14 protein-coding genes are annotated in these 12,923 nt (G+C 48.4%); 12 read left to right on the forward strand and 2 right to left on the reverse strand.

Annotated elements, in window-relative coordinates; translation table 11 throughout:
• Nucleotides 1-12 precede the first annotated feature (12 nt).
• The 5 genes from BMY78_RS07465 (at nucleotide 13) to BMY78_RS07485 (ending at nucleotide 4,940) form a co-directional block, all read left to right on the forward strand.
• Entirely contained in the window at nucleotides 13-582 is a 570-nt protein-coding gene (locus BMY78_RS07465) for a cysteine hydrolase family protein (protein ID WP_090896105.1), read from the forward strand.
• Between the two features lie 205 nt (nucleotides 583-787).
• Nucleotides 788-2,242, forward strand: coding sequence for a nicotinate phosphoribosyltransferase (locus tag BMY78_RS07470; protein ID WP_090896108.1), 1,455 nt, complete (start codon nucleotides 788-790; stop codon nucleotides 2,240-2,242).
• Between the two features lie 301 nt (nucleotides 2,243-2,543).
• A complete protein-coding gene (locus BMY78_RS07475) occupies nucleotides 2,544-3,191 on the forward strand; it encodes a hypothetical protein (protein ID WP_090896111.1) in 648 nt (215 codons plus the stop codon).
• Between the two features lie 100 nt (nucleotides 3,192-3,291).
• Nucleotides 3,292-4,311 carry an acrylyl-CoA reductase family protein gene (locus tag BMY78_RS07480; RefSeq protein ID WP_090896115.1) on the forward strand — a complete coding sequence of 340 codons (1,020 nt, stop codon included), beginning with the start codon at nucleotides 3,292-3,294 and terminating at the stop codon, nucleotides 4,309-4,311.
• Nucleotides 4,312-4,385: 74 nt separating this feature from the next.
• A complete protein-coding gene (locus tag BMY78_RS07485) occupies nucleotides 4,386-4,940 on the forward strand; it encodes a hypothetical protein (protein ID WP_090896119.1) in 555 nt (184 codons plus the stop codon).
• Between the two features lie 41 nt (nucleotides 4,941-4,981).
• Here BMY78_RS07485 and BMY78_RS07490 read toward each other — a convergent pair whose 3' ends face one another.
• Nucleotides 4,982-5,503 carry a MogA/MoaB family molybdenum cofactor biosynthesis protein gene (locus tag BMY78_RS07490; RefSeq protein ID WP_090896123.1) on the reverse strand — a complete coding sequence of 174 codons (522 nt, stop codon included), beginning with the start codon at nucleotides 5,501-5,503 and terminating at the stop codon, nucleotides 4,982-4,984.
• 166 nt (nucleotides 5,504-5,669) lie between these two features.
• Here BMY78_RS07490 and BMY78_RS07495 point away from each other — a divergent pair, with 166 nt between their 5' ends.
• The 7 genes from BMY78_RS07495 (at nucleotide 5,670) to BMY78_RS07525 (ending at nucleotide 12,660) form a co-directional block, all read left to right on the forward strand.
• Nucleotides 5,670-6,824 carry a CobW family GTP-binding protein gene (locus BMY78_RS07495; RefSeq protein WP_090896126.1) on the forward strand — a complete coding sequence of 385 codons (1,155 nt, stop codon included), beginning with the start codon at nucleotides 5,670-5,672 and terminating at the stop codon, nucleotides 6,822-6,824.
• Nucleotides 6,825-6,888: 64 nt separating this feature from the next.
• Nucleotides 6,889-7,224, forward strand: coding sequence for a four-helix bundle copper-binding protein (locus BMY78_RS07500; RefSeq protein WP_090896129.1), 336 nt, complete (start codon nucleotides 6,889-6,891; stop codon nucleotides 7,222-7,224).
• Nucleotides 7,225-7,870: 646 nt separating this feature from the next.
• Nucleotides 7,871-9,604 (forward strand): arginine--tRNA ligase, encoded by a 1,734-nt coding sequence (gene argS, locus BMY78_RS07505; protein ID WP_090896132.1) that lies wholly within the window; start codon nucleotides 7,871-7,873, stop codon nucleotides 9,602-9,604.
• Nucleotides 9,605-9,608: 4 nt separating this feature from the next.
• Entirely contained in the window at nucleotides 9,609-10,670 is a 1,062-nt protein-coding gene (locus BMY78_RS07510; protein WP_090896141.1) for an ATP-binding cassette domain-containing protein, read from the forward strand.
• Nucleotides 10,667-11,377, forward strand: coding sequence for a hypothetical protein (locus tag BMY78_RS07515; protein WP_090896144.1), 711 nt, complete (start codon nucleotides 10,667-10,669; stop codon nucleotides 11,375-11,377). The genes BMY78_RS07510 and BMY78_RS07515 overlap by 4 nt, the downstream gene beginning before the upstream one ends.
• 102 nt (nucleotides 11,378-11,479) lie before the next feature.
• Nucleotides 11,480-12,031: a hypothetical protein gene (locus tag BMY78_RS07520; protein ID WP_090896147.1), complete on the forward strand. Its 552-nt coding sequence runs from the start codon at nucleotides 11,480-11,482 to the stop codon at nucleotides 12,029-12,031.
• Nucleotides 12,031-12,660 (forward strand): YdcF family protein, encoded by a 630-nt coding sequence (locus BMY78_RS07525; protein ID WP_090896153.1) that lies wholly within the window; start codon nucleotides 12,031-12,033, stop codon nucleotides 12,658-12,660. The genes BMY78_RS07520 and BMY78_RS07525 overlap by 1 nt, the downstream gene beginning before the upstream one ends.
• A gap of 81 nt (nucleotides 12,661-12,741) precedes the next feature.
• On the opposite strand, the gene BMY78_RS32760 is transcribed toward BMY78_RS07525, so the two are convergent.
• A complete protein-coding gene (locus BMY78_RS32760; RefSeq protein WP_177185674.1) occupies nucleotides 12,742-12,915 on the reverse strand; it encodes a hypothetical protein in 174 nt (57 codons plus the stop codon).
• Between the last annotated feature and the right edge of the window lie 8 nt (nucleotides 12,916-12,923).

Raw genomic sequence — 12,923 nt, forward strand, 5'->3', positions numbered from 1 at the left:
GGAGTGTGGACGATGAAAGCACTGATTGTAATCGATTTTACACGTGATTTTGTGACAGGTTCGTTACCTGTAGGCCAGCCTGCTGTGGAGATTGAGGAGACGATTGCAGCGATAACGGAGGCTTATTGCAATAACAAGCATGAGGTTGTTATGGCTGTGGATTTGCATGAAGAGAATGATCCTTACCATCCGGAAACGGCCCTTTTTCCGCCCCATAACATCAGAGGTACAGAAGGAAGACAGCTATATGGTCGTCTCGCCCAGGTTATGGAAGAACGGGAATCCCAGATTCGTTGGGTGGATAAAACAAGATACAGCGCATTCTGCGGTACAGATCTGGAGCTGCGGCTGCGTGAACGTGGAATAACAGACATTGCACTGATCGGTGTATGTACGGATATTTGCGTACTGCACACGGCAGTGGATGCTTATAATAAAGGTTTTCACATAACGGTATATAAAGACGCCGTAGCGAGCTTCAATCCAGCGGGACATGATTGGGCGCTTGGACATTTTCGTTCCAGCCTTGGGGCCCAAGTGGTCAAAGCGAGCGATACCGTTCTCGCAGGCTTGAACCTGTAAACAAACTTGTGATCATATCCATCATATTCTGTTGGTTGAACAAGTGTTATGTTGCTGGGGAATATGGTGAATAGGAATAAACCGGAGACTTATGCAATGATACGTAACCAGAATCATGAATCATGAGCAATGAGTCTCCACATGTTGACCCGTGTCTGCAGGCTGGACCTGCCGGCACAAGCGGAAGTCAGAGAGGATGAGACAAATGCAGACGACTAGCCTGGCTTTACATACGGATAAATATCAAATCAATATGATGTATGCCCATTGGGTGAATGGAACTCACAAACGGAAAGCGGTATTTGAAGCCTATTTCCGCAAGCTTCCCTTTGGCAACGGATATGCCGTATTTGCCGGATTGGAACGCATTGTGAATTATATCAGCCAGCTTCGGTTTACGATGGAGGACATCAAATATTTATCCAAACAAGAGGAAAATTACGATCCGGTCTTTCTGGAAGAGTTGCTCCAGTTTTCATTTCAGGGAACGATTCATTCCATGAAGGAAGGGGCGCTTGTTTTCCCTGATGAACCGCTCATTCGGGTAGAAGGCTCCATTATGGAGACACAACTGGTGGAGACGGCGATACTTAACTTCATGAATTATCAGACGTTAATTGCAACGAAAGCTTCCCGGATAAAACAGGTAGCAAGTCAAGATACTCTGCTCGAATTCGGAACACGACGTGCACAGGAAGCGGATGCGGCCATTTGGGGGGCTCGTGCCTCGTATGTGGCAGGATTCCATGCAACGTCGAATATGCTGGCAGGAGAGCGCTTCGGAATTCCGACAGCAGGGACACATGCCCATTCATGGGTGCAGAGTTTTATGAGTGAGCAGGAGGCGTTTGACGTCTATGCTAAAGTGCTGCCAGATCAAGTGACGCTGCTGGTGGACACCTTTGATACATTGAACAGTGGTGTTCCTCATGCAATCAAGACCGCCAAGAAGCTGGAGAGCCAAGGCAAAAAGATGAACGCCATTCGTCTGGATAGCGGGGACCTTGCGTATCTATCTATTCAAGCTCGGCAGATGCTGGATGACGCCGGACTGGATTACGTGAAGATTGTAGCTTCCAACGACTTGGATGAAAATACGATTTTCAACCTTAAGGCGCAAGGAGCTCGCATTGATACATGGGGAGTGGGTACACAGCTAATTACCGCTTCCGACCAGCCTTCTTTGGGTGGCGTGTACAAATTGGTGGAGCGTGAAGTGGACGGCGCCATGCTGCCTACGATCAAAATTTCGGCCAATCCCGAAAAAGTCTCCACACCAGGTAAAAAAGAAGTTTTCCGGATCATTGATCCGAAACATGGCAAGGCGATTGCAGATTATATCTGCTATCCAGATGAAGAGCAGCCGCTACAGGGCGGACCGCTCAAGCTGTTCAACCCGCTACACCCTTATCTGAAAAAGACGGTAACCCGCTACGAAGCAGTGAACATGCTGGAACCGATCTTTGTGAATGGGCGCAAAGTGTATGAACTGCCTACCCTTGATGAGATTCGCAGTTATCACCGCGAGCAGATGGATCTATTCTGGCCGGAATATCTGCGTAAACTCAATCCTGAGATTTACCGCGTAAATATCAGCCCTGCGGCCTGGAATATGAAGCAGAAGCTCATTGCTGAGCACGTGCAATTCACCGAAGAATAAATCAAATAAAGGGGCATAACCGGGAGGAAGTAGACCGGGTTATGCCTTTTTGCTCTTCTTGCATTGTGTTCAAAAAACGACGGATGGTGTGTGCAACATCATGGACAGACCGTCCATAAACTGCGGTATACTATATCTTCAACGTACGCAGATCACAAGCCAAATGAAGCAATTATTTCTCGGGAAAGCGCAGGAGACGTCAAATGCTGCATCTTTCCGAGCTTGCCTTTCGACAGGATCCGTTTCTGTGGCTGTTTCAACTGCGCATTGGCCGGGGATGAATGAAAGAGGAGGTGCAACCATGAGATGGATTTTGGCACTGATCTGGGTGGCCTTCATTGCGTATGCCTGGTTTTGGGTATCTGGGCAGCCTCTCGGGAGTGACCCTGTGTTTAAAGAACTGGTTACATTGCAAAGCAAGGAACCCTGGCTACTAACCGTATTTTCGTGGCTTGGAATTTATCCGGCCATTTTTGCTTGTCTGCTGTTAAGGAGTTCAGGGAAAGGGAGAGGATCTCATGTACCGGCGTGGCCCTTTGTATTGCTGTCTTTTGGATTGGGAGCCTTTGCGCTGCTGCCTTATTTTGCGTGGTCCTCACAAAAACACAGAGGTTCGGGGTACGAACAATTGTCTTTTGGCAGTCAGCGTGAAACGAGTATCGGACGTGTGGCAGCTCATAAGCTGACTTATGTGGTTCTTTTGCTGCTTACATTGGGCACAGGCTTTTATGCAGTGACTCAAGGCCATCCTGATGTATACATGGAAGCGTTCATGGATTCTTCCTTTGTACATATTATGACGATTGATTTCGTCATCCTGACTTTGCTTTCCGTGATCGAATTGTTTAGGGATGCTTCTGACAATCGTCGTTCTCGTGGGTGGGCCGTTTCAGGATTGATCCCATTGATAGGCCCGCTCATTTATTTAATGACAAGCCGGAGAGATTGAGTTAGGCGGAGGCCGCACTTATACTTGTTTAATCTGAAGGCGAACAATTCATGATATGAATAGAAAAATATGTAAATTTTAATTAAGGAGAGGATAACGAATGAAAAATACTTTTCCTGCCTATGTCGTGCGTAAAGAAGAACAGGGTGGCGTGAAGGCTGCTATGGAGCAGCTGACAAAAGAGGACTTGCCTAATGGTGACGTAACCCTTCAGGTTCAATACTCAAGCGTCAATTTTAAAGATGGACTTGCCACAACTGAGAAAGGTGGTGTGGTTCGCGAATATCCGATCGTACCGGGAATTGATCTCGCAGGGATTGTTGAGGAATCCGTGAGCGGCCGGTTTGCACCGGGTGATCGGGTGATCAGCACAGGTTTCGAGCCAGGCGTGTCTCATTTTGGAGGCTATAGTCAATATGCGCGTCTGCGCAGCGAATGGCTTGTTCCTCTGCCGCATGGACTCAGTGAGAAGGAAGCGATGGCGATAGGGACGGCAGGGTTCACGGCAGCACTTTCCGTAGATACGTTGTTGCGGGCTGGGGTGACTCCGGAGATGGGAAATATTCTGGTGACCGGAGCAACCGGAGGAGTAGGCAGTATGGCGGTAGCTATTTTGGCGAAGCTGGGATTTGAAGTGACTGCAAGTACAGGCAAAAAAGATCAACAGGAGCAGCTGCTTCGGAATCTGGGTGCCTCACATGTCATTTCACGCGAAGAAGCGGATGCGCCAGCCAAAGGAGCAATGGGCAAACAGCTCTGGGCAGGTGTTATTGATCCGGCAGCAGGTCCGGCACTAGCCGAGCGTCTGAAACAAATTCAATACGGAGGCGCTGTCGCCGTATCAGGCTTAACCGGAGGGGCTGCGTTCGAGTCCACCGTATTTCCGTTTATTTTGCGGGGGATTCAATTGATTGGGATTGATTCAGTCTATTGCCCGATGGAACGGCGGGAACGGATATGGAAGCTGCTTGGCGGAGAATGGAAGCCGGATCGGGCGCTGGAGCTGGGGATTCAGGAAATCTCATGGGCACAGCTGCCTCAGACACTGGAAACAATTCTCAAAGGCGGTGCTGTAGGTCGTACTGTAGTGAATACGATGTCAGATACGCCTGCCGAATAAGATTCTTTTCTCCTAGACATGCTAACTCTACCTGAGAGCGTCACCGTGCATGTGGCGGGAAAGGAAGGATGAGTATGCGTGTTAAGGGAAAAGGATTGCATCATAGATCTGGACGTGTGAAGTCTGTCTTGGTCAGTATGGTCGTGGTGCTATGTACAATATCGGTAGTAGCGTGTTCAGCATCAAATGTGGAGCAGGAACGGAAAATATATACCCGACAAGCGACGGATGAAGGAAATGTTCGGGCAAAGAGTCAAGGTCACGGGTTAAACGGTCCATTAATTCAGGAGCTGGATGAAGCTTTTGCTGCAAAAGGCATAAAGTTGATGAATAATATGTCCGCTGATGATGGTGAGGACGGAATCTCTTATATGTACCTGCTCAATGGAAGTGGCAGACATATTGTAAAGGTCCACGTTTTCAGTGATGTCCACACACGAGTAGCCCGGATGAACGAAATGTACGGCAATGATGGCGATGAGGCTGTGATGGAAAATGTACTTGGCAAAACAACGATTCGCAGCAAAGACTACGTGTCACTGGTCTATACGGCTTCAGGTGGAGAAAAGGACGATTATGAAGAAGATGTTATGCAGGTATTCCAGCATGTGCTTGAGCAACTGAAGTAATGGACTCCACTAAAATAATTCCGAAAAACCCGTCTGATTTTTCAGACGGGTTTATATATTTCACGCATGACATGCCTCAGTTCAGGCAAAATGAGTTTTTCCATTGCCAGCTTGACAGCTCCCCTGGAGCCTGGCATGGAGAATACGGCTGTGCGCCCAATCGTTCCGGCTACGGCCCGGCTAAGAATGGCAGCAGAACCGATATCCTCGGTATAACTGAGGAAGCGGAAGATCTCACCAAAACCCGGCAGCTCCTTGTCGAGTAGTGAGGACACTGCCTCGTACGTCGTATCTCGGGGTGCAATTCCGGTTCCACCGCTAAGCAGCACGGCTTCGATATCGTCACGAACGGCTGCATCCTGCAGGATGCTTCGAATGGTTTCAGTTTCATCCGGTGTAATGATATATTCGACGATCTGGTAGCCTGAATCAGTCAGCAGCTTATGCATAAGTTGTCCGCTTGTATCGGTGTCCTTGGTGCGGGTATCTGATACGGTAACAATCATACAGGATACCGTGTCAGGGGCTTCCTGACGATGTTGTTCCACTGAATTGGTCATCATACATCCTCCTCCAATCAACATGTTCTCATAGCATAGACCATTCAGTAGAATGAGGCAATGCACCTGCAAATAGAAGGCCAGGATTGCGCAAAGATTGCAGGATAGTGTACACTCGCTAGGATAGAGATAGACCAGTTCCATTGGACAAATAGAGAGGTGAACAACGATGAGTGAATTAAAAGCAAATGAATCATCCATACCTGTATATATATTGTCAGGCTTCCTGGGCAGTGGCAAAACGACACTGCTTGTTCAACTGATTGAACATTGGCAGCAGCAAGGTCTCCGACCCGCCGTGGTCATGAATGAATTGGGTGAAGTCAATCTGGATGGTCAGATTGTGGATGCTTCGGTACCAATGACGGAAATGTTAGGCGGATGCATCTGCTGTACTGTGCGCGGTGACTTGGGGCTGCAGCTTGCTGATCTTGTGCAGGAGGAATCACCTGATGTCATTATCATCGAAGCAACGGGAGCAGCAAACCCGATGGAGATTCTGGATGCAGTTACGGAAACATCACTTTATATGCGACTGGAGCTGAAAAGCCTGATCACTGTGGTAGATGCCGCGCATCTGTCAGGGCTGTACCAGGAGCAGAAGGGACAAACTTTCAAGCTGATGCAGGAACAGATTCGCTGTGCGTCTGTACTTCTCCTGAACAAAACGGATCGGGTGAATGAGCAGCAGTTAGCAGATCTGCAGGACCTGTTGGCACGCTGGAACGGTTTCGCTCCGGTACTGCCTACGGTGAAGTGTGAAGTCGACATGGATGTGCTGCTTCACAGCGGAGACAATGTGCATGCCTATCAATCTGTTGATGGTACGAGTAAACACGCGGAGCAGGAACATCACGTGCATTCCGAGGCTTGTGCAGAGCTTGGATGCAGCCACGATCATGGACATGTACATCATGAGCAAGTGGGTCATGATCACGAAGAACATCAACATTCTCAGGGAAATGTCCATGATCATCCTCATCCTCATGACCACAACGATAGTCATAATCATGCCCACCCCCATGCTTCGCATGAACATGTCATGGTGTATACGCACTATTTCACCGAGCCGGTGAACAGTGAGGCTTTTGAGCGTTTGATAGCTGAGTTACCTCGCGACGTGTACCGGGCAAAAGGGATTTTATCTTTTAGCGATACATCCAGTCGGTTCTGGTTCCAATATGCTTACCGGGAATCGGATTATATGAAAATCACGCCTCAAGGGGATGTGCCTAACGTAGCTGTGTTTATAGGTGAGCACTTCGATCAGTCGATCATTCGCAACCAATTGCTGGAATTAGAGGCTGCAAATCAGGCTGAATGATTCAAGGTTCCTCCAGACGGGGTATTAAGAAGCATAGCAAACTTAGTCTGGGAGGTAACTTTAAATGACACAACAACAATATCAGCAATGTATCGATGCTTGCCTGGAGTGTATGAATGCTTGCAACGTATGTTACATATCGAGTCTGAAAGAATATGATCTGGCAATGCTGCGTGATTGCATTCGTTTGGATCGGGAATGTGCGGAAATCTGCAGTTTTGCTGCTCAAGCCATGACACGTGGAAGTGATTTCATCGCCGAAATTTGCGAACTGTGTGTGAAAGCATGTGAAGCTTGTGCTGCTGAGTGTGGCAAACATCAACATGATCACTGCCAGGCTTGCGCAGAAGCTTGCCGCAAATGTGCAGAGGCTTGCCGCCTGATGGCCGCAGTTGCGTAAATATAACTCCATTGAATTAAATTGAATTGAAAATAAAAAGCCTGGATAAGTTGCAAAGATGCCGGGCTAATCCCCTCACAGAAGACAACGTAATAAGACATCCGATAAGATGTTTTGCAACGTTGTCTGCTGGAGGGGATTTTTTATGGATTCAGCATAAGTAACGTTCCTGTTACTCCCCATACGATGGTGAGATTTTCTATCGATAGCTGGTATTACATTGGCAAATGCATGTAACAGGTTGCCAAAGCAGAGCGTGATCTGTATAATGATGGCAATGAATTGAAACGATGAATATCTGTGATCGGGAGAGTAGCCAGAATCCATGCATGACAGCGAGCCGGGGCAGGTGGAAGCCGGTATGACATGATCTGAGTGAAGCGCACCCGTGAGATGGTTGTCCGAAGGTATGTTTACATCCTTGAGAGGGATGTAGAGCAGGTCATGAGGGCAATCCGGCAGGCGGCCGTTAATCGCATCGAGCGGAGCAGACTGTGAATGTACTTTGATGTGCATTCGCCATCTGCTCACCTAGAGTGGTACCGCGGGAACTGTGAAGATCAGCTCTCGTCTCTGATATAGAGACGAGGGCTTTTTTTGTTATCTATAGCATGGCTAAATATGATAATGACTAGGAGTGTTCAACATGTTGATGAATCAGGCAGCAGCACAACTTGCTCCCTTAACGGGATTGAAGCAAGACGAGGTGTTGAGATTACTGGAGGTTCCACCACAGGCGGAGATGGGAGATGCGGCGTTTCCTTGCTTTATTTTGGCCAAGTCGTTGAAAAAAGCACCCGCGGTTATCGCCACTGATATTGCTGTTCAATTACAGACCGTTGGATTGGATGCTTCACCAGCAGGACCCTATGTGAACATACGTTTCAATCGGGAAGAGCTGGCGCCGAAGCTGCTGCAAGAACTGGAACATAAAACATTTGGCAAGCTGCAACTGGGGGCAGGTGCACGCGTTGTGATCGACATGTCGTCGCCTAACATTGCCAAGCCATTCGGAATTGGTCATCTGCGCTCCACCGTGATTGGGGCATCATTGTATCGGTTATATAACGAGGCAGGTTACACTTCGGTCAGTGTGAATCATCTGGGGGATTGGGGAACACAATTCGGCAAACAGATTGCAGCCTACAAACGTTGGGGGAATGATGAAGCACTACAGGCTGAGCCAATTCGTACCTCATTGGAGCTGTATGTGCGTTTTCACGATGAGGCGGAGAATGATCCATCTCTGGAGATCGAGGCACGAGATTGGTTCCGCAAGCTGGAGCAAGGGGATGAAGAGGCGCAGCGGTTATGGACCTTTTTTGTAGAGGTGAGCATGAAAGAATTCAACCGGATGTATGAGCGTCTGAATGTTCAGTTTGACCATACGCTGGGTGAGAGCTTTTATAATGACAAGATGGGCGCGATAGTTGAAGAACTGAAAGCCAAAGGATTGCTCGAAGAGAGCGAAGGCGCATTGGTGGTACGTTTGGAGGATGAGAATATGCCGCCTTGCCTGATTATCAAAACCGATGGAACAACCATCTACCCAACGCGGGATTTGGCAACAGCCGTTTATCGTCATGATGTGATGAAGGCGGATAAAATGCTGTATGTGGTCGGGGGTGAGCAGAAGCTTCATTTCCGTCAAGTATTTGCGGTATTATCCCGGATGGGGTATGCGTGGTCTGATATTTGTGAACATATTCCGTTTGGCTTGATGCGTTTCGAAGGACGGAAGATGTCTACCCGCCGGGGGAAAGTCGTCTTTTTGCAGGAGGTACTGGACGAGGCGGTTGCTCGGGCATTACAGATTATTCAGGAGAAAAATCCGAATCTGCCGAATTCGCAGGAGGTTGCGGAAGCGGTTGGTGTAGGTGCAATTGTATTCGGTGATCTGCGCAACAACCGGTTGAACGACGTCGATTTCTCGCTCGAAGATGCGGTGAGCTTTGAAGGAGAGACAGGACCTTATGTGCAATACACACATGCCCGGATTAACAGTGTGCTTGCGAAGGCAGCAGAGACAGAGCGCGTGGAAAATGAAAATCAATTAGAAAATGTTAGTAGTAGTAACAATGCTGTGGCAAACTCAGATAACAAGTCGGTCATGGTCGGTGACACTTCATGGGCATTGCTGAAACTGCTGGCGGATTATCCTCAGTATCTGGAAAAAGCAATTCATCGCAACGAGCCTTCGGTCATTGCCAAATATGCGATAGATGTTGCCCAAGCGTTCAACCGCTTCTATCATGCGGAACGGATTGCGGATGCGCCGGCTGACGTCAAACCCTTCCGGGTGGCGTTAACAGAGCGTACGGCGGAGCGTCTTGCCTACAGCCTATATTTACTGGGCGTTCAGGCTCCTGAACGGATGTGATTCTATGGGATGGAGAGCAAGAGCAAGGGCAGGGGAAAGTGGATTCTTCGATAAAGCAGGAAAAGCAGCAGCAGACTCAAACGGACGAATCATATCGCTACAACAGGTGAGCAAACGACTTGGGGATGTGCAGGTATTGAATGATATCAATCTGGAAGTAGGTCAGGGGGAGTGTATCGTCCTGGTGGGAAGGAATGGCTCAGGCAAAAGCACATTGCTGCGTGTGCTGGCGGGTATGTTACTGCCCGACGCAGGCTCGCAACGCAAGCCCAGGCATGGACGGATTACGTATGCACTGGATGGACTGTCACGCCTGCCCTTCACCCCAAAAGAGTACCTGTGGGAAATGGGACGTATTCGAGGCATGCAGCCTGAAATATTGCGTCAACGGATAGGCGAATTGAGTGAGCTGTTATTCGTAGGCACGGCTCTGGATCAGAACTTGCCTCAGTTATCCAAAGGTACGTTGCAGAAGGTGAATTTAATTCAGGCTTTGCTGCCTGGACCTGATGGGTTATTGCTGCTTGATGAACCATTGTCCGGTCTGGACGTTCCTGCGCAGGAAGCAATTGTAGCTTTGCTCAGACAGTGGAAACAGGAAGGAAGCCAGATCGTTACAGCTTGCCATGAACCATTGCTGATTGAACGTCTCGCGGATCAGGTCATCGTGTTACAAAAGGGAACGGTGCTGCGTCGCTGGAACCAGGAAGATTTGCAGCAAGCTGGTGAGCCCGCTGTGAGTATCCAAAGTGTGATGGAAGGGCTGGAACAATCTGTTATTGATGCGCTGCTTGTTGATCAACCGGGAATCATTGCATGCCATCGCGGCAGGGTTCGTCAGGATGATGGTCGAGAAGTATGGGATTGGAAGGTGTCACGCAGTTCGGCAGATCAGATTATTGGAATGATTCTGGCAGCTGGCGGTTCTATCTTATCTGTGCAGCCGGAAGAGACCAGATTAAATATGGAAGGATTGATGGAGGGGCGGCATCCAGGTGAGGTTATGAGCAGGGAAGCGGCAGAGCGCCCTTCCTCCCTATCTACGGCAGGAGGCGACCTCCAATGATCTACTTGACCCGTTATTTATTAAAACATTACATACGTTCACAGAAATATGTTGCGCCAGTGATCTTTTATATCATTACGATGCTGCTCATCTATTCCTACAAACCTAATCCGATTGCGGACAGTTACAGCGTTACAGCCATGCTGCTCTTTTTTGGTGCGGCTTGGCTGGGCTTAACGGTAATGAACACGGAACCTGCAGGGCAATATCAATTGCTTGTTCTGCATGCAGGTAGCAAACGCAAGGTTGTCTTCGCACAATTGATCTGTGCGTTGATCATGCAGTTCGGCCTGACTGCAATTACCGTGTTATATCCAGTTGTTACAGGTATGTTTGCGAGGCTACCAAGCGCTGGGGAGTGGATCATGGCTTGGGCCGGACATTTGGCGTTGTCGCTCCTGGGTCTGGGGCTCAGTGTGTTCTTCCAAAAATCATACATTCCCATGCTGAGCCGCAGTATGCCACCTTTCATTGTTTTATTGTTATTATCGTTTGTTCAAGGTTCATTAAGCGGACGTTTGCCTGAATCCATACAATGGGTTGTCAAGATTCTGCCTCCGGCATTTTATCTCGTTCGTGAGATGATGTTATATGAAGAATTGAAGTTGGGGGCTGTTGTTTTGACGACAGTGTGGGCTATAATCTATGCCATAGTTCTACTCATCATTCATATATGGTTATCGGGAAGAAGGGATTTACGGAGTTAGAGGCTATTATTCTGCTGAACTTGAATGTTGGTCTATGTTTCGTTACCATAGAGGGACGTTGGAATGGAACGTATTGTACGGAGATAAAGGGGGCGCTCGCTTATGCAAAATACAGACATGCAGCATGGTGACATGCTGGACAGCGAACACTCCAGAGAATTGTTTGCATATTACGGATTGGCTGTATATTATGGACAGGCGCTTGAACAGCAACTGGTCAATCTGATTTTATTAATGAAAATGTCTCAGGGCAAGGTTGTTTCCGAAGAAGATCTGGAAGATCTGTACGAACGGAAGATGAGCAGTTCACTCGGACAACTCATTCATGAGGTGCGCCATCATTTTACCTTTTCGGAGGAAGAGACTCGGCAGTTGAATGAATTATGGAAGCAGCGTAATAGCATTGTACATCACTATTTCAAGGAACGAATTCATGAGACATTCAGTCCTGAAGGACGATCACGCATGATCAAGGAGCTGGAAGATTTCAAAGACCGTGCACAGGAACTAGAGATTAGTCTTCAGCAGTACACGGGTGCCTGGATTGCAGAGCTGGGGCTGAATGCTGAATCCGCGGCGGCGCTGCAGACACTCGAACGTATGCATGCAGAGAGCATGCACGCCCGGGCACTGGAAGAGGATGAATCATTGTGATGGAAGGCAAGTCCCGTACACGTAAAATAAAAAGCAGGCACTGGCTGATAATCTCCATTGTATCGCTCGTGTTGCTTGGGGTCATATGGACGATAACTACGGCCTCGCTCATCTGGGCCTACACCGATGATGAATCATCCAGACAGAGTGATGCAGCCATCATCCTCGGTGCAGCCGTAGAAGGGGACAACCCTTCACCCGTATTTCGCGAACGTATTGAGCATGCCATCGTATTATATCGCCAGGGGACGATCAGCCATCTGCTCTTTACTGGTGGTTCTGGCAGTCCAGGTGAGCGTGCCGAAGCCGAAGTAGGACGAGATTATGCTGTTGCACATGGTGTAGATCCGGCAGATATTCAAATGGAGACAGAATCGAGAATTACAGAGGAGAATCTGGTGAATTCACTTAGCGTTGGAGAACAGGCGGGATTTCACACCTACACCATTGTAAGTGACCCATTACATATGAAACGGGCGATGAAGCTCGCTAAGGGACTTGGCATGGATGCTGTTCCGTCCCCAACACGAACGACGGCTTACCAGACCTGGCGCAGCCAATTTCCTTTTCTGGCAAGAGAAACGATATTATATATGGGATATATGGTCAAAGGATGGATAGATGGATAGATGGATAGACAATCCGCAGCAGCACGGAAAGTGACTGGACTGCGCGATTGTCTTTTTTTTGCGCATGTTGATGCGGCGTTTCTATGTTCCGGGATAGTTAATCGCTGCGCTAATCAGCGCAGCCACTCCAAAACCGATGAACCACCAAGGCCAGCGCAGATGATTGTTTTTACGTATACCAACGAACAAATTGATAATCCCCGCAAGTAATACCACGGTAGCCAAGCTGCTGCCAACGATCCAGCCGATGCTCATATGTTTAC

Source organism: Paenibacillus sp. OK076, from assembly GCF_900110055.1.
GTDB lineage: Bacteria > Bacillota > Bacilli > Paenibacillales > Paenibacillaceae > Paenibacillus.

Bases quoted from the DNA above. Each gene is read 5' to 3' on its own strand.
- BMY78_RS07465 (WP_090896105.1), top strand. From the start codon at position 13: ATGAAAGCACTGATTGTAATCGATTTTACACGTGATTTTGTGACAGGT.
- BMY78_RS07470 (WP_090896108.1), top strand. From the start codon at position 788: ATGCAGACGACTAGCCTGGCTTTACATACGGATAAATATCAAATCAAT.
- BMY78_RS07475 (WP_090896111.1), top strand. From the start codon at position 2,544: ATGAGATGGATTTTGGCACTGATCTGGGTGGCCTTCATTGCGTATGCC.
- BMY78_RS07480 (WP_090896115.1), top strand. From the start codon at position 3,292: ATGAAAAATACTTTTCCTGCCTATGTCGTGCGTAAAGAAGAACAGGGT.
- BMY78_RS07485 (WP_090896119.1), top strand. From the start codon at position 4,386: ATGCGTGTTAAGGGAAAAGGATTGCATCATAGATCTGGACGTGTGAAG.
- BMY78_RS07490 (WP_090896123.1), bottom strand. From the start codon at position 5,503: ATGATGACCAATTCAGTGGAACAACATCGTCAGGAAGCCCCTGACACG.
- BMY78_RS07495 (WP_090896126.1), top strand. From the start codon at position 5,670: ATGAGTGAATTAAAAGCAAATGAATCATCCATACCTGTATATATATTG.
- BMY78_RS07500 (WP_090896129.1), top strand. From the start codon at position 6,889: ATGACACAACAACAATATCAGCAATGTATCGATGCTTGCCTGGAGTGT.
- argS (WP_090896132.1), top strand. From the start codon at position 7,871: ATGTTGATGAATCAGGCAGCAGCACAACTTGCTCCCTTAACGGGATTG.
- BMY78_RS07510 (WP_090896141.1), top strand. From the start codon at position 9,609: ATGGGATGGAGAGCAAGAGCAAGGGCAGGGGAAAGTGGATTCTTCGAT.
- BMY78_RS07515 (WP_090896144.1), top strand. From the start codon at position 10,667: ATGATCTACTTGACCCGTTATTTATTAAAACATTACATACGTTCACAG.
- BMY78_RS07520 (WP_090896147.1), top strand. From the start codon at position 11,480: ATGCAAAATACAGACATGCAGCATGGTGACATGCTGGACAGCGAACAC.
- BMY78_RS07525 (WP_090896153.1), top strand. From the start codon at position 12,031: ATGGAAGGCAAGTCCCGTACACGTAAAATAAAAAGCAGGCACTGGCTG.
- BMY78_RS32760 (WP_177185674.1), bottom strand. From the start codon at position 12,915: ATGAGCATCGGCTGGATCGTTGGCAGCAGCTTGGCTACCGTGGTATTA.